This window comes from Prevotella communis (assembly GCF_022024175.1).
GTDB lineage: Bacteria > Bacteroidota > Bacteroidia > Bacteroidales > Bacteroidaceae > Prevotella > Prevotella communis.
This window is the reverse complement of sequence record NZ_CP091794.1, coordinates 2,748,360-2,772,743: the sequence shown is the minus strand read 5'-3', so window position 1 is coordinate 2,772,743 and position 24,384 is coordinate 2,748,360. Positions and strand designations below refer to the sequence as shown.

The following is a 24,384-nucleotide window of genomic DNA, read 5'->3' as shown; positions in this document are numbered from 1 at the left end:
CACTTTCAGACCATAAAAATTAATCATATTATGGGAAGAGTAAAAGAATCTATTATCCTGGCCATCGGCGTGATGGTGATGGGATGGTGTGTGAAGGCCGGTATCGACAATTTCACCAACAAAGACCGTAAGGTCACAGTAAAGGGTCTGGCTGAGCGTGAGGTGCCTGCAGATAAGGTGACGTGGAGTATCAGCACCAAGGAAACGGGCAACGATCTGCCTACGCTCTATGAACGTATCAATGTGCAGGCCGGTAAGATTAAGGCTTTCCTGAAACAGAATGGTTTGGAGGAAAGTGAGATTACGGTGAACCCGCCCTCTGTATCAGACCTTGAAGCTCGTGAGTGGGGCGATAACCAGAAGCCTTTCCGCTATATCGTCAACACAACGATTACGGTGGCTACGACAAAAGTTGAGGCTGTGAATAAGGCTATCTTCAAGCAGGCAGAACTGCTGAAGCAGGGCGTGGCACTCGATAGCAGCTATCCTAACTATGAGTATGCTTCGTTCCAGCAGATGAAACCCGAGATGATGTCTGAGGCTATCAAGAATGCACAGAAGACGGCCGAGCAGTTTGCTGAGGCCAGTGAATCGAAACTTGGAAAGATTCAGACCGCTGGTCAGGGACAGTTTGAAATTGAGAACCGTGATGAGAATACACCGTATATCAAGAAAATCCGTGTGGTAACAACGGTTACTTACTCGCTCGACGACTAATAAGAAAAAAGGAATGTCACCGTGACATTCCTTTTTCTTTTTGTTCTGTGCGCCTGACAGGACTCGAACCTGCACGTCGCGAGACACTAGATCCTAAGTCTAGCGCGTCTACCAATTCCGCCACAGGCGCTTTTTTTCGTGGTGTTTGTGGTATTTGCGGCTGCAAAAGTAATACTTTTTGTCGAGATAGCCAAATTATTCATAAAAAAGTTGTATCTTTGCGCTCTGTAAAAACTGATGATAATGAAAGCGTATATTTCCTTTTTGGTGATTGTTTTTGCCCTCATCGCCTCTTCTTGTGGCGGTGGAAAGAATAGTGCCAATGGCTTGGCACTGACGGAGGCAGATTCTCTGGGCGCGGCCCCCCGCTATGCAAAGGGTTATTCCGTCAAGGTTCTTGACAATGGCGTCCGCCTGATTGATGTGGCAGACCCACAGGATGATGAAGAAAAAATGCCTGTGAGTTATCACTTTGCATTGGTTGATAAGGGTATGGATGTCGAGGTCCCGGAGGGCTATACGAAAGTGGAAGTGCCCATTGAACGTACACTTGTCATGACCATGTTGCAGTTGTCTAACTTTACGGCTCTTGATGCGCTTGATGTTGTACGGGGCATCACGGGTACGAAGAATCTCTTCAATCGGGATATTCGTCAGCGTGTGAAGGATGGACGCATGGTGAAGATTGGTATGGAGGGCAACTTTGACACAGAACTGATTCTTGCGGCTCACCCGGAGGTTATCTTTATCTCGCCCTTCAAGCGTGGGGGCTATGATGCCATCAAGGAGACGGGTATCACGCTTATTCCGCATCTGGGATATAAGGAACTGACCCCGCTAGGACAGGCAGAATGGATTCGTTTTGTGGGACTGTTTATTGGTAAGGAACATGAGGCTGATTCAATCTTCGCCGGCATCGAACATCGTTACAACGACTTGAAAGAGAAGGTAGCAAATAACTCCCATCCCTCACAGGGAGGTGCTGGGGAAGGTTCTCCAACTGTTTTCAGTGGTGAGATGCACGGCGGCAACTGGTATGCTGTGGGAGGTAAGAACTCGCTGGCTCAGATTTTCCGTGACGCCGGTGCACGGTATGTCTTTGACAATGATGATACGGGCGGCGTGAATATTGAGTTTGAGGAGATGTATGCCGCTGCTGCCAATGCTGACTATTGGCGCATTCTGAATAGTTACGAGGGCGACTTCTCCTATGATGCCCTGAAGGCCAGTGAACCTCGTAATGAATTGTTTAAGGCTTTCAAGGATAAGAAAGTGATATATTGCAACATGAAGCAGACACCCTATTATGAGAAGTCGCCTGTGATGCCTGATGTGTTGCTGAGTGACCTGGTGGCTATTTTCCATCCGGAATTGATGCCTGCTGACTATGAACCGACTTTTTATCGTATGCTGAAATGAGACGTCCGTTGTTGTTGCTTATCCTGCTGCTGAGTATCGTGTTGTTCTTCGTGCTCAACCTGCTGTTGGGTACGGTGCGTATCCCCATGATAGAGGTATGCCGTATATTGCTGGGAGGTGGTGACAATGAGATATGGACAAATATTATATTCTCCTCGCGTGTGCCGCAAGCTTTGACGGCTTTGGTGGCAGGTGCTGGATTGGCGGTGAGTGGTCTGCAGATGCAGACGGTGTTCCGCAATCCGCTGGCAGGCCCTTCGGTGCTGGGTATCAGCAATGGCGCCTCGTTGGGCGTAGCATGTGTGGTACTGCTGTCTGGTTCACTTGGGGGCGTAGCCTTGAGCCGACTGGGTTACATGGGAGATGTGGCTATCAGTATAGCTGCAATTGTTGGCGCCCTGGCTGTGATGGGTCTCATCCTTTGGGTAGCAACCAAGGTGAGAAGCAGTGTGACGTTGCTGATTATTGGTGTGATGATTGGCTATCTGGCTACAGCCATCATCGGTGTACTGAAGTTTTTCTCGGCCGAGGAGGATATCCGTGCTTATGTGGTATGGGGCTTAGGTTCCTTTGCCCGTGTGTCTGGCGATCAGATGATGCTTTTCGTGATACTGATGTGTATCCTGTTGCCGTTGAGTATGCTCACTGTGAAGGCCATGAACCTGTATATGTTGGGCGATGCCTATGCCAGTAACTTGGGACTGGATATCCGTCGTACCCGTCTGCTCCTGATTGTATGCTCGGGCACGCTTGTGGCTATCGTTACGGCTTATTGCGGTCCTGTGATGTTTATAGGATTGGCTGTTCCCCATTTGGCGCGTGCCATCTTCCGTACCAGTGATCATCGTGTGCTGATGCCTGCCACCATGTTGGCTGGTGCCGCATTGGCGTTGTTGTGCAACCTGATTGCGCGTATGCCGGGATTCGAGGGTGCCCTGCCCGTTAATTCCGTCACGGCACTGGTGGGTGCGCCTATCATCGCGAGTGTATTGTTCCGTCGTCGGAAATCAGAAGGATGATGAGGTTGCCGTTGGGTAGCAGGGGCCTGCAATACGTCTCACAGTGACTGATGACAACATCGCAGAAGGTCGGAAGCTGGTCTTCAGGAATCCTTTCCCATAACTCCCTTGCCAGTGTGATATTATCCAGAGAAATCTCTATATGGGCTTCGTTCAGCATTTCCTGAATGAAGCCTATATTCATTGTACTTTTACGACTATGGGTGTCTAGTTGTCCTTCTGCCAGTTTGATGGCTTTACCCAGCATGACGCCCAGGGTGATGTTGGGGATGGTGAGCTCTGCGGCCATGTGCAGCGTCTCACCGATATAGTTTCCGTATTGCACAAAGGCTTGTTGGGGCAGGCTGGGGTAGAGGGCCTTGAGGAAGCGCTCACTCTTGGCACCGCTGTTGATGACCACGCGGTCGGAACCGCTGGCTTTGGCTACCGTCATGCACTTGCGGATACTGTCGATGAAAGCTTCTTCACTGAAGGGTTTGACGATGCCGCTGACACCGATGATGCTGATACCGCCCTCGATGCCAAGGCGCGGGTTGAAGGTACGACGGGCTATTTCGGCGCCGCCAGGGACAGAAAGCCTACAGACCCACCCCCAGCCCCTCCCTGAATGGAGGGGAGTGAATAGACTGTCTAGGTTCTGACGAATCATCTCGCGCGGGCCCTTGTTGATGGCAGGCTCGCCTACGGGAAAATCAAACCCAGGCAGGGTGAAGCGACCGATGCCCTCGCCGCCCTCAATGACTAACCACTCCCCTCCATTCAGGGAGGGGCTGGGGGTGGGTCTGTAGGGTAGGCAACTGGCGCGGACCTCTATGCCGTCTGTAACGTCGGGGTCATCGCCAGCCTCCTTGATGCAGTAGGCGTAGCCGTCGGCATAACCAACGGACACGTTGATGGTCTCGCCATCGGGCAGCAGGACGGGCACCTCGGCAGGTGTCTCACCTTTGACGAGACGAATGGTGGCGGCGATGGTGGCTGCTGTGGCGCATGTTCCTGTGGTTAGTCCGCTGTGCAGCGGGAAAAACTCCGGCAGAAGTTTTTCCACCATTCTCCTTAGTCCGTGCGGACCGTTAACCATGAACCATAGCCCATGAGCCATGAAGCCCTCCGGTCGTTTGATGGCGATAATACGCATGTTTTTTCTACGTGCTTCATTTACTTTCTCAATGAATCCACCACTGATACCGCTCTCTTTCATCAGGATGGTATCAGCAATGGGCATATCACCGTCATCGTAATAGCAAAGCTGGTTGTCTGAGGCGCCTTGCTGGTGAGCCAGTACGATGCTGCTTTCGCGGTTAAGAATGCGATAAATGACCTTTATCCCTTCAGCTTCCAGATGTTTCAGCTTGCCGATGCTCTGTACGCCTGTTGTTGCGAGGAGCCGACCCACTCCCTGCCCCTCCCTGCTGAGGGAGGGGAGTATATAGTCGAGGTCGCTGTAGTCGTCAATCCATGTGATGTCGGAATCGCGTGGCGGATAGATACGCTCGTAGCGCACAACGGGTATTTGTAAGTCGGCGGAAACTTTGCCTATCGTTTCGTGTAACTTAGAGGCAAACGGATGGGCGGCATCTATAATCAGACGTATCTCGTGCTTGCTGACAAACGCCGTTATCGTCTTCTTGTCCATCGCACCGCTGATGACTGTACCATGATGGAGCGTGATGTCTTGTTCGCCCGTTTTTGTACTATAATAGAATGCTGAGCCGCTCTCTTCGAGCACCTCTGCAGCTTTGCGTCCTTCTGTTGTCCCTCCAAATATTAGTATCATGTCTGCACGAAGAAGATGCTCAGTTACCTTTCCTAAATAAATGAGTAAAATGCTTGTTGTATAACTCCGATAGTCCCTGACGGTTATCGATGGCCTCACCGACGACGAGCATGGTGGTAAGTGTCAGGTGATTGTCGTGCACGATTTTCGCAAGATCTTTCAATACTCCGCGATAGATTTTCTGGTCGGGCCACGTCAGGTGATAGCAGGCGGCCACGGGGGTATCCTCCGGGTATTCCTGCAGTAACTCCTTTTGCACGTCGTCCACGATGGCGGCCGAGAGGAATATGCACATGGTGCTCTGGCTTTTTGCTAAGAGGTGCAGCTGCTCCTTCTCAGGCATGGGTGTGCGCCCCTCGCCGCGGGTCAGAATGATGGTTTGCGTCCTTTCAGGAATGGTGAACTGGCTCCTAAGTTCTGCGGCTGCAGCCAAAAAACTGCTGATACCTGGGGTGATATGATAGTGCATATTGTTGGCATCGAAGAAGGCCATCTGCTCCTGTATGGCACCGAAGATGCAGGGGTCGCCCGTATGCAGACGAACGATGGAGTGTCCCTTATCATAGTGCTCCTTCATCAGGGCACATTGTTCTTCAAGGTTCATATCGGCAGACGAGCGCACCACGGCACCTGGCTTATGACATTCCGTCAATGCCTTAGGCACCAGCGAACCAGCGTAAAGAATCAGGTCGGCACGTTCCAGCATCTTTCGTCCGCGCACGCTAACCAGATCGGGGTCGCCAGGTCCGGCACCGACAATCTCGATGTGGCCCTGTTTATGCCTAAGATATTTCTCGTCGATGGCTAAAGCCGCCGTCCAATTCTTACCTTTGATCTTTGGAATGATGAGTTGTCCATGATTGGAGCCTAAGATTGCTGCTGCTTCGCACACGCTTGGAGTGCCTACATGTTTTTCGACGGTGGCACTGGGGGTAGGCACCTTGATGGCAGCAAGTTCCTCGGCTGTAAAGAATTCGACTTCTTCGTTGTATTCCTCTCTGAGTAATTCACAGAATTCTTCATCCTTTTTGACGTCGATGGTGCAATAGCGATAGGTACAGGGCAAAATGCCGCGCTGTGCAAGGGCTTCATCAATCTCGTCGTAGATGCACTCGAAGTTGTCAGGGTGATGAGCCAATCCAAAACCTATTGTCCCCACCATTGGTACGAAATGCAGTTCGAGCATGTTGTTGGGAGTTTTGTGGATGAAGGGAGATACGATGATGAGAAGTTCGTATTTCTGCGGGTCGGCTTCACTGATATCATTGATGATGGTCACGTGGTCGGGTTTGGTCTGTTCAAGATAGTCGGTGCCTTCGTCACGCATTTCAAGTAGTAAGGCTGTAGGCTTACGGTTGACAAATGTAAAAATACAGTCGTTCATGTCTGCTATGTCACTGGCAATAGGCCAGTTAAAACGTTTCTCAAATGTGTCGAGAGCCCACAGTCCTGCATTGTCGCTCTGGGTGGTGATAACCTCTTGTCCACCGATTGCAGCACTGATGTCTCGTGTCAGGTCGTTCGCCCCGCCTATATGTCCGGATAGCACAGCGATGACATGTTGACCGAAACTGTCGATACATACCACGGCAGGGTCATTGTGCTTGTCCTCAATAAGCGGGGCAATGGTTCGCACGCAGATGCCCATGGCTCCGATGAAGACGAAGGCGTCGAATGCCTTCCAGTTGCTCCCTACGGAATCGCGACTGATAATCTCGGCTTTGGGGTATTTCTTTTGCAGGCGGGTGGTAATCGGTTCACCAGCCTCATTGATTTGTATGATAGCTATTTTGTTCATTTAAGTAGGTGTTCTAAGAGTTGTTTGCAGTGGCCAGGCATGATGATATGATGGTTGCCTATTGGATTCGTGAGAAAATAACTGGTGGTGAGACTCTTGTCTGAGAGTCGTATCACCTGTTGGGTGCGACAGAGGTCTGGCTTGGCCTCATTACGGACTAGTTCACCTTCGGCGATGAAAGAGCGTGAGAGGTTGCCTGCGACCTTGAAGATGGTGACGGGACCTTCTTTCATATAGCCACGTATGCCTGTTCCAATGCCCGACTCGAAATGGGTATCGAGTTCATAATGCTCTACCATGTCAAGAGGTATGGTGCAATGAGCAAAGAGCATCTCGCCGGTCTCTGGATTGATACGTGAGGGGTTGGCTTGGAAGCCGGAGATGTCCAACAATGAGCGGACAATCATCATGGATAGCATGGCGGGGACGTCGCCCTCGCAACCAGCTACATAACCCTCGCTGTTCAGCTTGGCTAAAGCCATGCAGCCAGTATCCTTTACGGTGGTGAGCAGGTCAAAGCATCTTAGGGTAAATCCTTGCAACTGGTATCTGTTGATGAGTACCTTCAGTGACTCGTATATTTGCTTTGTGTCGCCAATTTCATCAAGCAGTTCCTGCATGGGGATGTCTATCAGTTCTATTCCTAACATCTCCTTTACCTTTGCTCTGTCTGCGTGACTGGAAATCAGCCAGTCAGAAGGTTCACCGATGATACCCAGACGGGTTCCGCAAAGTTTCTTTTTGGCTTCTTCAACCTTCGATAACAGATGGATACGACGGGTGATATAATCGCTGTCGCCATGGATAATCTCACCACAGATGTCGTTTTGACGCAGGAAAGACAGAATCTCCATAGAGGCTGCGAGTGAATTACTCTTGCCAGATGTCAGCAGGTAGAACGGACGCTGACTCTTGTTTTGTAACTCAGGGAGCAGACGACGGAAGATTCCTTCGGTGCCGCCAGTGCGGACATATATCAGGTTGAGGGCGTGACTGCCATAGTCGCTATAGTCGGTGCCTTTCAGCTGATACTCTATTCCCAGACTCTCAAGGAAAGCCGTTGTCATCGTTGTCACAGCTTTCTCGTCATGCAGTTCGGAAGTCAGGGTATAGATGGCGATGTCTTGTTTCATAGTTTATTTGATTTAAATGCTGTTAGTATCTCTATTGGATTATAGTCGTTGAGTTGAATATGAAGGGGGCGCCCTTGTTGGAGTCCGAGGTCTTGGCAGGCCTCGTCCCATAGAGCACGACTATTGGTGGGAACTTTAGGAGAGGTGACGCTGTTGAAGACGATGATGCCGTTATCTGTAAGTACCGTCAGCACCTTTTCCATAATCTCCTTGAGGTGACCACCATGTCCGCCGATGAATACTGCATCGGGAGAACCCATCGGGGAACTCATCGGAGAACTCATCGGAGAACCCATCGGAGATACGATGGGAGTGGTGGCAGGAGTGGTGGCAGGAGTGGTGGCAGGAGTGGTGGCATCGAGGAAGTCGCCGATATGGATGTTGATGCCTGGAGCACCAAAGCGGCGGGCGTTTTCCTGGATGATGGCTTCACATTCAGGACGGATCTCGAAAGCTTCAATCTGAAGATGCGGGAACAGTAGGCGGGCCTCGATACTGATGCTGCCCGTGCAGGCACCGATATCCCATAGAACGTGGCGATGGGGCAGGTCGAGAGCCTGAAGGGTCAGAAGACGGATGGGCATCTTGGTAATCATCTTCTCGCGACCGTCAAGGAGGGAGAAACTGGCATCAGGAATACCGAAGGTCCTCGTGTGCTCTGCGGTTTTTCCGCAGAGAATCACGCAGTTAGGCATGGTAAATTCGCGCTGGGATGCCTCCTCAAGAGTGAGTGTACTAACCTTCTCCTGTTGCGGGTTGCCCAGGTGCTCGCCGATATGCATGATGTAGTCCCTGTAGCCATACTCCAGCATTCGTTGTGCGATAGCGGCAGGTGTATGCTCCTTGTCGGTCAGGATGCCAATCTTCTCTGCCCGCTCTATGAGAGCGCGGTCGAACTCTGGCCAGGGACGTCCTGTCAAGGATACGATGCGCATGTCGTGATAGGGCATTACAAGACGATGAGCGAGGAGTTGCAGGGAGTTGAAAGTGGGATAGACCACTATCTCTGCGTCAGGCATCTTTCGCTTGACAGTATTGGCGAACCCAAAGAAAAGCGGGTCGCCACTGGCGAAGACGACGATGGGAGCCCCCTCGGAGAAGTGAGCGGCATGGTGATAGGCTTCAAATACAGTATCCAGCGGCACGGTGATGTCGATCCATTCTGCACCCTCAGGCAGCAATGACGCCACGATGTCGTGATGCCGTTTGCCGCCTGAGAAGATTTTTCCATGACGTATAACATCCAGCACCTCTGGCGGAAACCATGGTGCCGGATGATCTGTAATGCCAATGATGACAAATCTCGCTTGCTCCATTCTATCCTAATTTTGGGTCATCTTCATCACGTCTTCTAATGTGAACTTGCCCGAGAAGACCATCGTAACCAGTTCGTTATCTTCCTCTATAAGCATGATGACTGCTGACTGTTGTTTACCTATATGGTGGTAGATATTAACTTTACTGTCGTCCTCGTTTATCTGCATCATCAGCTCATATTTGTCTTTTGCGATGATACCCTTGACGTCGTTCTTTAGCTTTGTCAGGGCACTCTTGTTCTCAGTAGTGATAATCTGGATGCCAGAGAGCTTATTGCTTAAAGACTTCGCATTGATGCCAGGTACAGAGAAATCAGTGTTCTTGCCTGCCATGCCGAGCATAAATTTCGAGATGAACACATACGTGACATTCTTCATGTCGGCATATTTTTCGAATGCCTTGACTTGAGCACTGGCGTTGAGGCTGCACAGAGTCACCACCACGCAGAGGAGGGCCTTAATGATTGTCTGTTTCATATCGTTTCAATACCTTTAATTGTTCGTTGAATGTTTTTTCCGTCTTGTCGCTCAGGGCCTTTGCTTTTTTCAACTGTCCCATGCCTTTGTTCAGATTGACGGCCAGCAGGGTGAGGGCTTTCTGAGCCTCCTGTTGTGCCAGCAGCGGATCTTGGTAAGTATCCTGTTCGGCCAGGTTCATGTATTTGTCCTGACTCAGCAGGTGTATGCCTACTCCTAAGACAAAGACGATGCAGGCGGCTGCTGCCGTATAGCGCAAAATGTTGGGGCGCAGCGTGCGGCGCTGGGCTTTCTGCTGTTTCTCTTCTTTTTCCCATTCGTCAATCTTAGCCGACAGACGCTCTTCCAATCCTTCGGGAATGGGTATTTGTTCTAACGTTTTCAGATTCAGTTCGTCCATGTCTTCGTGATATTTTGAAATTGTTGCTTAAGTTTCTTTTTTGTTCGCATCACGATGATGCGGATATTGCCTTGCGAGAGTCCTGTGTCTTGCTCTATCTCCTCGTATGAGCGGTCGTCCATCAGGTGCATCTGAATGATTCGTGCCTCCCTTTCAGGCAGTTGACTGATGAGTCCCTCCATCTTTTGAGCCTCGTCTCTGGCGTCTATCTGATAATCGAGATTCCGTTCATCGGGTGGCCCGTCCTCATTCTTCAGTTCTGCCGAGGCATCCAGGTGTTTCAATCGCCGTTGATCTACGAACAGATGTCGTATCATTGTCACGAGATAAGCTTCCTTCATCGCCTCATCGGGCAGGTCGTCGCGCTTCTGCCAGAGTTTCAGGTATAGGTCCTGAAGCAGGTCTTCGGCGTCCTGTTCATTGCCCGTCAGGTGATAGGCTACCCGATAGAGCACCTGATGATGGGGCATGTACCGCTGTTTGAACTCCCGTGCGTCCATTGGCTATTTCTGCTCTTTATCATTGCGAGAGAATTCTATCACCACGTTCTTCTTAGTATGTGGATATTTCTCCTTGACAGCTTTGCCCACAATCCAATTCTGGTTGTTGAACGAGATTTGTTGCTGTCTCATATATTCTTCAGCTTCCTTTGTCGAGTGAAGTTCAGGATGCTCTTCGCCATTGATGACAATGAGGACGTTACCTTTTTCGACATCTTTGAGGGTCTCCTTCATGTCCACACTGCTATCATCATCGTCATCATCGTCATCGCTAGTAGAAAAACTACTTCTTTCCTGCAACTTCATCCAGACGTCCCTGTCGATCTTGGTGTCTATATACGAGAGCGCTACCGTGTTCCAAATGTCGAGGCGTATCAGCAGGTCGCTGACCATCTTGCCGTCCACCTTGCCGTAGCATCGCATCTTGACAGTTGGATTCAGGAAATCAGAAATCATTTGCTTAACCACATTAGCAGAATCTCCTAAACTCTTAGAGCCAGCGTTGCGGACTGTTTCGAACAGCAGTTCGTAGTTCTTCAGGGCTTTGATGTCCTTGTTGATTTCTGCCAACTGTTCCTCGCTGACATTCTGGATTTGCACCTGTTCGCTCTTCTTGAAGTGTTTCTTCAGTTTGGCGATTTCATCGGCAGACAGGATGGTATCCCCCTTCTCAAGATCCTTGAGACTCTCATTTGTCGTATTCTCATACACCGCACCAGGCACAGCCTTGTATTTCTCTATCAACTTGGCAGGTGTCTGCCCGAAGGCATTCCCTACGCAGAGCAGCATCATGATTGATAAAAGAACCTGTTTCATATATCATCTTTTTGGATTAGTCCTCATCTTCTTCTTCGTCTTCATCCTCATCATCCTCTTCGTCGTCATAGCCTCCATTAAACATCTTGGCCAGGTCTAATGTGCCGTCGATGACAACCAGTACAGCTTCACCATCTTGAATTGCCAGTACAACGTTTGTGAATTGTTCTCCTTTCTTTGCCTGATATATTTTTACGATCTGTCCTTCATCATTTTTCGTATCCATCAGTGAGTTCCATTTCTTGCTTTTCAGCACCTTCAGAGCTGCTTTCTTGAACGATTCAATATTGTCTGCTCCTTCGCGTCTGAACACTTTGACATCAGCTATTTTTTTAAGAATCATGCCATCTTCGTCATCAATGTTAATGGCTTCTCCAAGGTGAAGGCCTTCGCCAGATTCAAAAGCTTGTTTTACGATATCTTTATTAATGTGTGTGAACTCCACGCCTTCCATCTTAGCCAGTTTGTCGAAATCTTTGCACTCAGCATTGGCATTGATGCAAACGAGAACCAACATGACGCAGATGGCCAACTTCTTCATACTCTTCAAAGGATTGAATGTCTTAGATGAATACTTCATAATTCTTTTAATTTTTAATTGTTAATCTTTAATGTTTAAGGCCTCTTTGATTGACCCTTCTAATCATACATACGGGTATTTCATAGAACTTGTTACAAAGAAGTTGATATTTTTTTGTTTTTTTCTACAGGTCACGTCCAGGCTTCAGTTGGGCGGCATCATCAAAGGTCAGAATGGCGTTGCAGAGTGTGGCGGCAAGATTGCTTCCGCCCTTGCGGCCCTCGACAATCATCTTGGGTATCTGCTTCAATGTCTTGACGGCATGTTTACTTTCGCAAACATGCACAAAACCGACTGGTGCCGCAATGATTCCCACGGGATGCATCTTGCCTTTACGCACCAAGTCGCAAATCTCGAAAAGTGCCGTTGGCGCATTGCCTACCACATAGAGCGCCTCGGGATATTCCTCCGCTGCCAGTTGCATGCAAGCCTGACTGCGGGTGATGCCTTTCTCGTCTGCCATCTGCTTGGAACGAGGGTCGTTGATGTAACAATGCACCTCGATGCCCAGTCGCTCCAAAGCACCCTTACGGATACCGCTTGCAGCCATTGTGACGTCGGTGACAATATGTTTCAGACTGCCGTCAACCACCTTATTATATAATATCTCCGTAGCACGGTCGTCCATCCAAAGACACTCTTCCATGCCGAAGTCTACCGTCGTATGAATGGCGTGTAGCAACGGCCATAGACGCCATGCAGGCACATCAGGATGCTGCATCTCGGAACGTATCGTTCGGAAACTTTCCATCATGATAGACTGACCGGGCTTTATGTCCTCCTGCTTCTCCTCACGATAGTAGCCGCGAGGCGTGATGAATTTCCCGTCGTTGATATATGACTGGGAATTACCAATCAGTACAACGGTAAACATATCGATGTCCTCAGGGTCTAACTCGCTGAGGGTGGTGAGTTTCACTTCCTGTTCTTCACGTCCTGCCTGGCGTACATAGCCTACGGGTGTGCCGGCACTGCGTTCCTGTAGGAAAAGCTCTTGCAGACGGTATAGCTGCCAATAGCGACCATGCGACTTAGGGTTATAGATGGCGGTGACGAAATCGCCCACGGCAGCTGCCTTGATACGGCGTTCAATCACGGCCCACGGTGTCATGAGGTCTGAAAGGGAAATGATACAGAGGTCATGCCCGATGGGGGCGCCAAGCAGGGATGCTGCTTTCTGAAAGGCGGAGATACCAGGGAGAGACACTACTTCGATGTCAGCGGGGGAACCGCTGGCTGCGCGATTTCGCTGCATTTCGTAGATGAGTGGGGCCATGCCGTAGATACCTGCGTCGCCACTTGAAATAACGACAACAGTATTTCCCTGCTCTGCCAGCTTAAATGCCATCTCAGCTCGTTCGCGTTCTTTCTTCATACCTGTGTCAATGCATTCGCATTCAGGCTTGATGAATGGTTTGATGAACTGGAAATAGTATTTATAGCCTACCACAATGTCAGCTTCTTTCACGGCCTCCATCACAGCGGGTGTCATATCTTCTGGGCTACCAGGTCCTAAGCCTGCAATAATAATCTTCTTCATACTGCTGCAAAGTTAGAGAATATTTTTGAGAATGAGGCATATCATAACGAGAAAAACCATCAGTACCTCAGCGATGCGGTTGATGCGAACGGCATGCTTCATGTCGGCGGTGGTCAGTTCGCGCTCGTTCTCGCCGATATAAGGTTTGGGGAAGAGTTGTCCGAAGTAATAGTGGGGGCCTCCGAAACGACAATTCAGGATGCCTGCAAGGGCGGCTTCAGGGTATCCGCTGTTAGGTGAGGCGTGACGTCGTCCGTTTCTCCAGATGAAGCGGAGCAAGCCTTTCCGGGGTGATGCGATTGCCATTAAAAGTGCCGTCAGTCGGGCTGGGATATAGTTGGCGACATCGTCGATATGGGCAGCCCAGCAGCCAAAGTCCTTATACCGTTCTGTCTTATACCCAATCATCGAGTCGAGGGTGTTAATCATCTTATAGGTTAACATGCCTGGAACGCCAAGGATGGCAAACCAGAACAGAGGGGCGATGACACCGTCGCTCAGGTTCTCTGCGAGTGTTTCCAAAGCAGCCGTTCTTACCTCCTGTGCCGACAATTCTGTGGTGTCGCGTCCCACGATACGAGCCACCTGTTGTCTGCCTTCTTCCAGAGAACGATCCACAGCCAGGAATACTTCTCGTACTTCACGGATGAGGGTGGTGCCGGCCAGGCAGAAAAAGACGAGGATGAAATTGATAATTGATAATTGACAATTGATAATCAGACCTATGGCATAGGTCATTGCAATAAGGAGTAATGCCGTAACGGCTCCCTTAAGTTTACGATGATGACCTTTGTTCAGTCTGTGTTCAAAAAAAGCGATGGCTTTGCCGAACCACACAATGGGGTGGGGCAGTCTGCTTGGGTCGCCAAAGATTAGGTCGAGGAACCAACCGAGGAGCAGGGGCAATATGGCAATCATCCAGTTATCCATTTCTTGATGCGATATATTGGTTGATGACATCTACAAGTGCATCATTCTCAGAAGGTGTCTGTGATGCTACGCGGAAATGGCTGGGTGTTAGACCTTCGAAGTTGGAACAGTCGCGAATGAGAATATGATGCTCACGAGCCAGATACTCTTTAAGGTCATGAGCTGAAGCTTTTTCTAGGCGGCAGAGCATGAAATTGGTCTGAGTAGCTTCAACACTTATACCTTCAATATGACTGAGCATATCTCGTAATCGTTGAGCTTCTGCAAGGTTGGGCCGACAGATGAGTTCGTCATGCTGAAGCAGGAACTTACCAGCCTCAATAGCTAATGAGGATACACTCCATGGGCGCAGGTTCTTTCGCAATTTTTCAGCCAACTGCCTCGAAGTAACAATATAGCCTAAGCGTAGTCCTGGTACAGCGTATGTCTTTGTCATGGAGTGCAGCAGGATAATTTTCTTTCTCCTGATGGCTTCTGCTGCTGTCAAGAGAGGTTGGGTGGTGTAGTGTTCGTACGATTGATCTATGACGACCAGATTAAAATAAAACAGAGCGTCATCCAGCTTCCCAGTAGAAAGCATGAGTCCTGTGGGGTTATTGGGATTGCATATCCAGATACTATTCTTACTCTTTGTGTAAGGGGAGAATATTTTGCAGGCATCGGCATATTCGCTGAATGTTGGCTGCGGTATGTGCGGCTGATAGCGGAAAGTCTGGGCTATAAGGTAGATGGCCTCAGTAGCACCACTGGTGACGATAATATTCTCAGGACTGACGTTTTCACGCTCAGCGAGTTTTTCTTCCAGTGACCATGCCTCAGGCTCTGGATAATGCGCTAACAACTCTGGGCGTTTTGACAGATAGTCTGTTACTGCCTGGCAGGCAGCTGGATTCTGGCAGATGTTCGACGAAAAGTCGCTCTTGATGCCTTCATACTCATATATATCGTCACCGTGTCCTTTAATCATTGCTTGAGAGTATTTGATAGATGCGTTCTATATCTACATGCTGACGTACGTGCTCAGCCAATTTGTCGTACTGCTGCTCCTTGAAATCGCGATAAGAAACAGCCCTCTCACCTCTTCCCTCTAACTTCTTACCTCTTAACACATACTCAATAACTGCTGCATTGTCGAGGAAGCCGTGGATGTAGGTGCCGATGCAATGGCCGGACTGCAGGATGGCCTCATCGGTATCGCTGACACCCTGATGAATCTCATAGCCCTGACATGTCTGTCCGTCGAATTGGAACGTGACCTGCTTCGTGGTCTTGTCAGCTCCCATGGTGGTGTGGATAGGCAGCAGACCAAGTCCTGGCAGATGCTTGATGTCACCTTCTATACCTTCCGGGTCGTCGATAGACTGACCCAACATCTGATAACCTCCGCAGATGCCGATGACCATCTTTCCGTCGCGATGGGCCCGCTGGATAGCCTGCGCACATCCGTTGCGACGCAGTTCCATAAGGTCGTCGAGGGTTGACTTCGTGCCAGGCAGGATGATGATGTCCGCCTGACTGATGTCTTGCGTGTTGTTGGTATAGAAGAGGTTGACACGTGGGTCGCGCTCCAGCGTGTCGAAATCGGTATAGTTGCTGATATGGCGTAGCAGGACGACGGCGATGTTTACCTTTCCCTCTGCCAGTTGCTTGCGTTTCTTCTCCAGACTGACGCTGTCTTCCTCCTCGATATAGATGTCCTTATAATAAGGTATAACACCAAGTACTGGCACCCCACAGATGTCTTCCAACATCTTTCTGCCTTCATCGAAGAGACGCATGTCGCCCCTGAACTTATTGATGATAACACCCTTGATAAGTTTACGGTCCTCTGACGACTGAAGCATGATGCTGCCATAGACGCTGGCGAAGACACCGCCTCGGTCGATATCGCCTACTAAGATGACATCTGCCTTGGCATGGCGAGCCATCGACATGTTGACCAGGTCCCTGTCCTTCAGGTTTATCTCTGCAATACTGCCTGCGCCCTCCATCACGATAGGGTTATAGCGTGAGGCAAGACGGTCGAAAGCGGCATGGACCTCTGATTGGAAGTCGATGGGGGTGTTGGGCTTAGTGGGATTAATGGGCGATTTTTGGGTGGGACGCCAATAATCGTACGCATCCTTATTGCCGATGGGACGCCCATTAAGAATGACCTGCGAGGTGTGGTCACTTTGGGGCTTCAGCAATAGCGGGTTCATGTCCGTATGACAGGGAATGCCTGCTGCCTCAGCCTGTACGGCCTGGGCACGTCCAATCTCCAGCCCCTCTGGCGTGGCGTATGAGTTCAGCGCCATGTTCTGTGCCTTAAAGGGTGCAGGCTCGTAGCCATCCTGCTTGAATATGCGACAGAATGCTGCTGCAACGATGCTTTTGCCTACATCGCTACCTGTACCTGCGAACATGATGGGGTGGAGAGCTTGTTTCATATTTGATAGAGATGTGTATAACTGGCTAATACGTTTTTATATCTGAATATGGGCGTTGGCACTGGTTCACCTTTGGCATTATAGACCTGCGTGATGCTTTCTGGTGCTTCTACGAATTGGGTGTAATGGAATTCGTGTCCACGATATTCCTGACCGTCGAGCATAAAGCGGCGATAACCCAAGGATAATTTGCGGTCTGCCTTGCGTGCTGTGATGGTGTAGGGTAAAACACCGCACATGGGATATTCACCCTCGTCGGTGATAATTTTTTCACAGAGGTACATCATCCCTCCGCACTCCGCAATGATGCGTCCTCCCTGTTCAGCATAGTCTCTGATTGCCTTTCTGCAGGCTTCGTTCCTGACTAAGGCTTCTACATGTTTCTCTGGGTAGCCGCCTGGCAGATAGAGCAGGTCGATACCTTCCAGCGAGGGTATGTCTTTTTCTGGGTCAAAGAAACTGACGGAGGCAAATGAGTCGATGATTTCCTGATAAATGAAACTGAAACTTTCTGCATTGAGTGCGCAGCTCACTTTCAGTCCGTCGCCTTCGGACGCACAGTCCGTCGCCTTCGGACGCACAGTCCGTCGCTCTCGGACTAACGAGGAACAGATGCTTTTCCAATCGATATGTGACTCTATCAAGTTGATGAGTTCCTCGTTTTCTGTTTTTTCAGAGAAGTCCAGTCCCAGGTAGCGTGAGCCTTGCTCCAGCGAACTTTTTTTTGGAAGATAGCCAAAACAGGTAATCTGCAAATCGTCGCATACCTGACGGAGCATCTCAAAATGTCTTGATGACCCCACCTTGTTGAATATCACACCTGCGATATGCACGTCCTTTCGGAAGTTGATGAAGCCTTGCAGCAGTGGTGCCATAGAGTAGGCAGCACTCTTGGCATCGACAACCAGAATGACGGGTAGTCGCAGTATGCTGGCAATCTCTGCTGAAGAACCTTTGTCACGGTCGTAACCATCAAAGAGTCCCATCATCCCCTCTACGATACATACATCAGCCCCTTTGCCATAATGCTCAAAGAGGTCGTGGATATGCTCAGGGGTTGCCATGAAGGAGTCCAGGTTGATGCTCGGGCGACCACATACGGCCTTGTGAAATTTCGTGTCTATATAGTCGGGTCCGCATTTGAAGGGTTGCACGCTATAGCCCTTCTGTGTGAGAAGAGCCATCAGGCCGCGTGCAATGGTCGTCTTACCACTGCCGCTGGTTGGTGCTGCTATGAGAAATGCCGACTTCATACAGGTGACAAAGGTACAAAGTTTTTTGCGAAATCAGGCAGGATAGATGACGCAAAGTGAGAAATAGGGAATATGACGAGACAAAATCTCGTCAGACAATGAGGTATGGTAGGCTTCGGGAGTGCCTACATTCTCGAAATAATGACAAGTTGTTTGTGGGTTCCGACGCAGAAAATCTTTCACGGCCTCCTGACATTGTGATAGTTTCATCACGACAACCACATGGTTGCTGCTCAATAGCTGGTGGAGCATCTCTGCGTCAGCATCGCCAGGCAGAATGGTGAGTCGCTGTTGCTGACTGATAAGCGAGAGTCCAGCTGAGGCTGCAGCGGCAATAAACGAAGGGATGCCAGCCGATTGTACCACAGGAATACTTGCTTCCTCTAAGCGTTCCATCACATAATGGATAGAGGCATAGATGCTTACGTCGCCTTCAACAGCCACCACGATGCGTTGCCCTTCATGATAGAGCCTGACGCAATCGGCAAAGATGCTGTCATAAACCAAAGATACCGCTTGACGGTCTTTGAGCATAGGTAGCTCATAGACCATCAAACGGTTTTCTAAATGCCACTCGCTGATAATGTCTGTGGCACGTGATTTCAATATTCCTTCATTATTCCTTGTAGCAGGCACCATCACTACATCAGCATCCTTCAAAGTTTTCAGGGCTTTGATGGTCAGCAACTCAGGCTCGCCGGGGCCTAGCGATAGGAAAGTGATTGGCGTCATACGTCTTATTTTTCAAAGAAACGGATCTGGTCGAAATAAACGCCGGTGGCCAGTTTTGAACCAAGGCTCACGTTGCCAGTAGCCACATCGTAGATATAGATACGGTTCTCTGTATCGTTGCTCACACCGAAGTAGGCCTTGTTCTCCTTGGCGTTATAGACAGAGCGCTGAGAGAAGCTGCCTGCGCTATAGGCGATATCCTCACCGTTATACTGCAGTCGGGTGGCCTGTTTGGTGTCGAGGTCTACGATAGAATAATAGTATGCTACATCCTGAATACCTGTGCCCACTGCGTTGTCGCCAGAGTAGACAAGTGCCTTGTTGCCACCCAGATACTGAATGGTCAGGATCTTACCTTTGGTGTCGGGGAATGCGTTGTAACCCTTTTCGAAGTCGTACTCTCCATTCTTGATGCGCAGCAGCTGACCGTAGTTCTTCTTGCTCTTGGTGCTGAAGGCGGTAAGATAGAGGTTGTCGTCCTTATCAAAGAAGATGAAGTCCTGGAGCAGTTCGCCGTAAGCAGAACCCTGCATCTGAGCAGCCTCACTGTTGATAATCTCCTGCTCAACGGCCATCGTCTCAGGATTGATGACGGCAATGCGGAAGAAGGGTTCGTTGGTGCTCTTGTTGCTTCCGCTGGTCAAGCCCTTGTTGTTGTAGAAGTAGAACAGTTTTTTGTCGCTCTTACGATAGGCTAGCAGACCGCTGGTTGACAGCACGTTATAGCCTTCGGCCACTTTGATGCCGTCCACTGTTCCCTCATTAATGATGCTCATGTCCTTGACGTTCAACTTCGTCCAAATCACCTTGGTGTGATCTTCTGTTGTTGACATGATGAGCAGGGTGTTCTTGTCTAGCCATGCGTGGGTGTAGTTACGTGGTGTGTAGGTGTTCTTGTCGAACTTCTGTTCCTGAACGACAGTCAGATTGTTGTTCTTCAACTGCAGTTTAGAGAAACGGTCCATTGAAGAGGGCACCTGATACATGAACTCGTCGTCGTAGATGCTTTCAATTGTGTAGTCGGTAATCTCAACACCCTTGCCGTCGAACGTGATAGTTGTGTCGGGGTCGCTCAGCGAAGCCACGCTCAGTGTTACGTGGGTCTCTGTTTTTGCCATACCACCATGCTTTCCTACTGTAATAGTCAGGTCGTAGTGGGCACCTTTTGATGAGCCGGAAGTGTCGTTGTCATCATCTTCAGAACATGCTGTAAAGGCAGCGGTGATCATCAGTACTGCCATCAGCGAATGAAGGAAACTTAGTTTTTTCATTTTGTCTTTTGAATTTAAATTAGTTGTTATATTGTTTATTGTAATAATAGCCTGAACTTGGCGAACAGAGTGCGACCAGGTCTCTGCAACTTGTAGTTGTCGTAGGTCGTTGCATCAAACAGATTGTCGCAGTCTATCGAGACGCTATATCTGTTGCGGCACCATGAATAGGTGATATTAGCACCTATGGTATTCTTTGTCGGAATGCGGGCTTTGGTACTCTTGCTGCCGTAAGCTTCCCACGACAAGAAGAACCAATGGACCCATTGATAGTCGGCACTCACGGTCAGGTGGTCTTTTTCTTGGAAAAGGTCGAAGAACGAGTAGTGGGCTTCTGTCGATGCGAACAGCCAAGGACGATTGGGCACGCGATTGTTGAAGGTGGCATTGGGCTGCCCGTTAGTCAGGTATTCCTGACGGTTGCGCGCATCTTGCCAACTCATGTTGCCCACTATCTGCAGACGCTTATCCCAGTTGTAACGCACCTCTCCCTCAATACCTTTGATATGCACGGCAGGTTCGTTGGTGTATTGCATCATACCTTCTTTCTCGGCTATTTGTGGTTGGATATAGTTGTCCACAAATCGCAGAAAGCCATTGGCTTCATAGTAAAAGGTGTGTTGTCCGTATTGCAAAGTACCAAAGAGACCTAGGTTTAGGTTGTCGCTACACTCAGGCTTTAATGCCATATTGGCGTAGATAGTAGTACCGTTGCCCAAAAGTTCTCTTGCCAGGGGCAGTCGAACGCTATGTTCATAGCTGGCTTTGATGGCTAATGGTCTGATAATTTCAAATCGGCTGCCTATGCCTCCACCAATGTTGTTCTGGGTGTTGGAACCTGCCACGTCTCGCGAGTTGGTCAGAAAAGCCAGGTCTGTCTGTTCTACTGACAGATAATTGATATAGTCTTTCACAAAGAAGGTGTTGTACCACCGCCCTTGCATTAACGACTGGTTATAGGCCAGTCCGATGATATGCTTGGCCAGTACATCATTGGCAGGCTCAAACTCCTGGTCCACATCATCCCAGCGGTTGTTTCCTGTACGATACAGCGCATAACTGATGTTCAGCATGTGTTCGTCAGAGAATAGGTAGTTCAGTTCGGCTCGCGCATTCGTCATGGGTCGCTTAATATGCCTCCGTTTGAAGTTTCTGCCGTTCAACTCGTTATGTCCGCTGACTATATAGTCGCCGTTCCAGTCGTACTGGCGGTGGGCGGTATCTGTGGTGATAGAATGGTCCCAGGTGTGAGAGAACGAGAAGTTGGCATTGAGACCTTCCAACAGGAACGCGCGTTTCTGATAGCGGGCGCCAACGCTCCAGGCTTTTGTCTGTTTATCTGCCATACCGATGACACGTGTCTGCACCTGTCCTGTCTGCAGTTCTTTGTCGGTCTGATGGTATGATGCGCTGACAAAGAACTCGTCTGTCCACCATTTATCCGTAAAGCCCACTTCCACCTGTCCTAACAATGAAAGGTAGGCATCGTGAAAACGCTTGCGGTCTTGTGGCAGGAACTTTCGTGCCGTCTCGTCCCAAAGTTCCACACCCTTCATCGTATAGTCGTTCTTCGAGTAGTTGACGCCAAGGGTAGGGCGGATGGTCAGTCCGTTCCTGAAGATATACTGCGCGTTGAGGTCGGCTTTATGGGTGTGAAAGGAACCCATGCCATACGACGCATCGAGGTAATTGGTCTTCTTGCGATTAGTCACCACGTTGACGGCTCCTCCCAAGGCATCGCTACTGAGCCACGTAGGTACTACACCTTTATATATCTCTACACGGTCAATCATACTGATGGGCAGATTGGCCAGTGTGACGCCAGAGCCTTTTGTGTCGAGAGGCACACCATCGATGAAGTATCTCACGGCATTGCCAGACATTCCGTTGATGCTCAGGTCGAAGTCGCTGCCCAGTCCACCTTCCTCGCGTATCTTCACACCTGCTGTATGGTCAATCAGACTGTTCAGGTTGCTGATACTGCTTATCATCGAACGTACGTCGATGGCATTCACGGTAAGAGCCCCTTCGCGCAGTTGCTGTGTCTTGCTCTTACCCAAAACGGTAACGTTGTCAAGTGTCACGGAGTCGCGCATCGCGTTCTTTCGTGACTTTTGGGCAAAGGAAACCGCTGCGACCATAAGCCACAGTGCAAGCATCAGCAATAGTTTCTTTCTTCTCACTTTCTTAACTTTCTTCCGAAACCCTATTCCCGGGGCGTTCGTGTCAATGTTCGTAATGACTGGCAGGTTTCCTGACTCTCTCCAAAAAAGCCTTCCTTCCCGATTGCCTCAGTGGATATCTTAGGCTTTTCATAATGGAGATTACAGTAGCGGGCACTGTTCAGGTCTTTCACCTGATTCCCTCTCTTCCCCCGTGGATCACGGGGAAATCACCAAATCGGGTGCAAATATACGAACTTTTTCCTGAAATAATGTTTGGTTTTCAAAAAAAGTTGTATCTTTGCACCCGCAATGTCATACGTGACACTGCCCTGAAAGGTTCGCTTAGCCGCGATTAATTGGGAACTGGAGTGTGAATCTCCGACTGTCCCGCAGCAGTGAACTCCATTATGACTCCTAAGCAAGCATGCCATTGCCCGTTTGGACGAGAAGGCGCTTGGGAGCGGAGGAAAGTCTGAAGACCAGCCTTTTACAGGAAGAAAAGTCAAATGCTCTCGATGTAAGGGCGTGCGACGCAAGTTTTGTTTTTTGTAGAATCAACGAGGGCGCAGGCCTTCATTGTACGTGTATACGTGTATTATTATATAAGTTCAAACGGAGGCCGTCCTGTCGGGAGATAGCACGTCCTCTTTTTTAAGGTAAAAATAAGATGCTGATGAGGCAATTAATGATATCAGGATTCTTCCTTTTGGGATTACTAAGATAACATAATCAACTATAATATATTTTTACAACGAACTCGGGCCGAAAAGCAGTGATGCTTTCGGCCCGATTCCTTTTTATCTTTTAATGTTTCTTTTTTGGGGGGGCAGTCTTTTACAGACTGTAGATAGAACCTCTTGCAATTAATTCATTTGCTTCGTTCCAATTCTTTGTGATGGTCTTTACCATCTTCTTTGCAATCTTTTTCATTTTCATTTCCTTTCTTTTAAATCCATCTGACCCTTTGTCAGAGGCGCATCAATAATCTGTTATCCTTTGTTTGAGACTGCAAAAGTATCACTTTTTCTTGATGTGGGCAAGAATTTGTTCTACTTTTCGGTAAGAAAAGCCTGTTATAGTGACTTAAATCAATTGCAAGGCGTGCTTTTATTGGACTAGTAACTGGCGGGCAAACTCTATCAGCGTATCTTTTCCCTTCGCAAAATCCTCATCAGTTTGCTGGACGTTATAGTCGGGCTCAATACCAAATTCCGCAGATTCTCCCTGCGCATCATACATAGGTACTGCTGAGAACCTGACGCTCCATCCACATGGCAGGCTGCTGCTGAAGGGCATGCCTGCGCCACCGCCTGTATGATCACCTACCAGACGGACATTGGGAAGCGTCTTCATATAGACCGCAAACTCGTTGGCTGCGCTATACACACGACGGTTGGTCAGTACGACAGCGGGCTTGTTCCAGCGTACATTGGCTGATGGCTCCAGATAGCGTGCCTCCTTGTCGGAGAAATCCTGATGCCCGGGGCCGGTCTTATGCTGATAGTAGCCCACGAGCGTTTTCTCCTGACAGAAGCGTGCTGCCAGTTTCTCGGCATTGGTCAACATGCCGCCACCGTTGCTCCTGATGTCAATGATGAGGCCCCTGCAAAGAATCATGTGCGACAAAGCCTCGTTCAGGTTGCCCTCGCCTATGGGGTCGTTGAAACTCTCGTAGCGGATATAGCCGATGTTGTCGTCCAGTATCTTATAGGAGATACCGGAGGCAATCTGATAGTCGGTACCCATATAGCGTCGTAACAACGTATCGCTGAAGTTGGTGGGGTAGTCCTCGAACCATGACCAATAGCGCCCGAAGTCGTGGGCTGCACTGAGGTTGACATGTCCGTCGCGCAGTTCGCCCAACATGTCGCATAGCACTTCAAACTGCTGTTTCCTTGTCAGTTTTCCTTTTACGCGCTCTTTGTATTTCTCATGTACGGCATCCCAGTTCAATCCGTATTCCTGTTGTTTATATTCTAGGAAACAGTAATGCTCGTCGATAATCTTCCACAGAGCTTCCATGTTGCCCTGGGGTGTGTCGGCAAACTCCTCTTCGTCAACGCAGGAAATGAAGAGCGGTATCAAACAGAGTATATACAAGAGTTTTCGCATACG

The 24,384-nt window shown here is 49.4% G+C and carries 21 protein-coding genes, 1 tRNA gene and 2 riboswitches; of the genes, 3 read left to right on the top strand and 19 right to left on the bottom strand.

The window, feature by feature from the left end:
- The first annotated feature begins 30 nt into the window (after positions 1–30).
- Complete coding sequence (locus L6466_RS11235; RefSeq protein ID WP_176756924.1) at positions 31–717, top strand: SIMPL domain-containing protein; 687 nt, start codon at positions 31–33, stop codon at positions 715–717.
- A gap of 48 nt (positions 718–765) precedes the next feature.
- Here the strand turns inward: L6466_RS11235 and L6466_RS11230 are convergent.
- Positions 766–847 (bottom strand) — tRNA-Leu (locus L6466_RS11230).
- Positions 848–960: 113 nt separating this feature from the next.
- Here L6466_RS11230 and L6466_RS11225 point away from each other — a divergent pair.
- Both L6466_RS11225 and L6466_RS11220 read left to right on the top strand, forming a co-directional pair.
- Positions 961–2,136 (top strand): ABC transporter substrate-binding protein, encoded by a 1,176-nt coding sequence (locus tag L6466_RS11225; protein ID WP_237812985.1) that lies wholly within the window; start codon positions 961–963, stop codon positions 2,134–2,136.
- Positions 2,133–3,155 carry an iron ABC transporter permease gene (locus L6466_RS11220; RefSeq protein WP_091815248.1) on the top strand — a complete coding sequence of 341 codons (1,023 nt, stop codon included), beginning with the start codon at positions 2,133–2,135 and terminating at the stop codon, positions 3,153–3,155. Before L6466_RS11225 ends, L6466_RS11220 begins: the two co-directional genes overlap by 4 nt.
- Here the strand turns inward: L6466_RS11220 and cbiD are convergent.
- The 18 genes from cbiD to L6466_RS11130 all read right to left on the bottom strand — a co-directional run bounded on the left by cbiD (position 3,112) and on the right by L6466_RS11130 (position 24,381).
- Complete coding sequence (gene cbiD / locus L6466_RS11215; protein WP_237802841.1) at positions 3,112–4,929, bottom strand: cobalt-precorrin-5B (C(1))-methyltransferase CbiD; 1,818 nt, start codon at positions 4,927–4,929, stop codon at positions 3,112–3,114. The two genes, L6466_RS11220 and cbiD, sit on opposite strands and share 44 nt — an antisense overlap.
- Before the next feature lie 19 nt (positions 4,930–4,948).
- Positions 4,949–6,727: a precorrin-4 C(11)-methyltransferase gene (gene cobM, locus L6466_RS11210; protein WP_237812984.1), complete on the bottom strand. Its 1,779-nt coding sequence runs from the start codon at positions 6,725–6,727 to the stop codon at positions 4,949–4,951.
- Positions 6,724–7,860, bottom strand: coding sequence for a hypothetical protein (locus L6466_RS11205; RefSeq protein WP_237802844.1), 1,137 nt, complete (start codon positions 7,858–7,860; stop codon positions 6,724–6,726). The genes cobM and L6466_RS11205 overlap by 4 nt, the downstream gene beginning before the upstream one ends.
- Positions 7,857–9,176, bottom strand: coding sequence for a precorrin-6y C5,15-methyltransferase (decarboxylating) subunit CbiE (cbiE, locus tag L6466_RS11200; protein ID WP_237802845.1), 1,320 nt, complete (start codon positions 9,174–9,176; stop codon positions 7,857–7,859). Before cbiE ends, L6466_RS11205 begins: the two co-directional genes overlap by 4 nt.
- A 6-nt stretch (positions 9,177–9,182) precedes the next feature.
- The gene (locus L6466_RS11195) at positions 9,183–9,653 is read right to left on the bottom strand and encodes a DUF4252 domain-containing protein (RefSeq protein ID WP_237802846.1); all 471 of its coding nucleotides are present in this window, start codon (positions 9,651–9,653) and stop codon (positions 9,183–9,185) included.
- Positions 9,634–10,053 carry a hypothetical protein gene (locus L6466_RS11190; protein WP_237802847.1) on the bottom strand — a complete coding sequence of 140 codons (420 nt, stop codon included), beginning with the start codon at positions 10,051–10,053 and terminating at the stop codon, positions 9,634–9,636. Before L6466_RS11190 ends, L6466_RS11195 begins: the two co-directional genes overlap by 20 nt.
- The gene (locus tag L6466_RS11185; protein ID WP_237802848.1) at positions 10,041–10,553 is read right to left on the bottom strand and encodes an RNA polymerase sigma factor; all 513 of its coding nucleotides are present in this window, start codon (positions 10,551–10,553) and stop codon (positions 10,041–10,043) included. The genes L6466_RS11190 and L6466_RS11185 overlap by 13 nt, the downstream gene beginning before the upstream one ends.
- Before the next feature lie 3 nt (positions 10,554–10,556).
- On the bottom strand, positions 10,557–11,369 hold the full coding sequence (locus tag L6466_RS11180; protein ID WP_237802849.1) for a hypothetical protein: 813 nt from the start codon (positions 11,367–11,369) through the stop codon (positions 10,557–10,559).
- Positions 11,370–11,385: 16 nt separating this feature from the next.
- Entirely contained in the window at positions 11,386–11,949 is a 564-nt protein-coding gene (locus L6466_RS11175) for a DUF4252 domain-containing protein (protein ID WP_237812983.1), read from the bottom strand.
- Between the two features lie 124 nt (positions 11,950–12,073).
- Positions 12,074–13,489, bottom strand: coding sequence for a precorrin-3B C(17)-methyltransferase (gene cobJ / locus L6466_RS11170; RefSeq protein ID WP_237812982.1), 1,416 nt, complete (start codon positions 13,487–13,489; stop codon positions 12,074–12,076).
- A gap of 12 nt (positions 13,490–13,501) precedes the next feature.
- Positions 13,502–14,419: an adenosylcobinamide-phosphate synthase CbiB gene (gene cbiB, locus L6466_RS11165; protein WP_237812981.1), complete on the bottom strand. Its 918-nt coding sequence runs from the start codon at positions 14,417–14,419 to the stop codon at positions 13,502–13,504.
- On the bottom strand, positions 14,412–15,386 hold the full coding sequence (locus L6466_RS11160; protein ID WP_237802853.1) for an aminotransferase class I/II-fold pyridoxal phosphate-dependent enzyme: 975 nt from the start codon (positions 15,384–15,386) through the stop codon (positions 14,412–14,414). Before L6466_RS11160 ends, cbiB begins: the two co-directional genes overlap by 8 nt.
- Positions 15,379–16,848, bottom strand: a complete 1,470-nt coding sequence (locus tag L6466_RS11155) for a cobyric acid synthase (protein ID WP_237812979.1) — start codon at positions 16,846–16,848, stop codon at positions 15,379–15,381. Before L6466_RS11155 ends, L6466_RS11160 begins: the two co-directional genes overlap by 8 nt.
- Positions 16,845–18,101: a cobyrinic acid a,c-diamide synthase CobB gene (locus L6466_RS11150; RefSeq protein ID WP_237802856.1), complete on the bottom strand. Its 1,257-nt coding sequence runs from the start codon at positions 18,099–18,101 to the stop codon at positions 16,845–16,847. Before L6466_RS11150 ends, L6466_RS11155 begins: the two co-directional genes overlap by 4 nt.
- Before the next feature lie 33 nt (positions 18,102–18,134).
- Positions 18,135–18,833: a precorrin-2 C(20)-methyltransferase gene (locus tag L6466_RS11145; protein WP_237812977.1), complete on the bottom strand. Its 699-nt coding sequence runs from the start codon at positions 18,831–18,833 to the stop codon at positions 18,135–18,137.
- Positions 18,834–18,838: 5 nt separating this feature from the next.
- A complete protein-coding gene (locus L6466_RS11140) occupies positions 18,839–20,104 on the bottom strand; it encodes a hypothetical protein (protein ID WP_237812976.1) in 1,266 nt (421 codons plus the stop codon).
- A 35-nt stretch (positions 20,105–20,139) separates the two neighbouring features.
- Complete coding sequence (locus L6466_RS11135; RefSeq protein WP_237812975.1) at positions 20,140–22,287, bottom strand: TonB-dependent receptor plug domain-containing protein; 2,148 nt, start codon at positions 22,285–22,287, stop codon at positions 20,140–20,142.
- A 44-nt stretch (positions 22,288–22,331) separates the two neighbouring features.
- A riboswitch (cobalamin riboswitch) is annotated at positions 22,332–22,519 on the bottom strand.
- Positions 22,520–22,586: 67 nt separating this feature from the next.
- Positions 22,587–22,771: riboswitch (cobalamin riboswitch) on the top strand.
- A gap of 605 nt (positions 22,772–23,376) precedes the next feature.
- Complete coding sequence (locus L6466_RS11130; RefSeq protein ID WP_237802860.1) at positions 23,377–24,381, bottom strand: S41 family peptidase; 1,005 nt, start codon at positions 24,379–24,381, stop codon at positions 23,377–23,379.
- Positions 24,382–24,384: the final 3 nt, after the last annotated feature.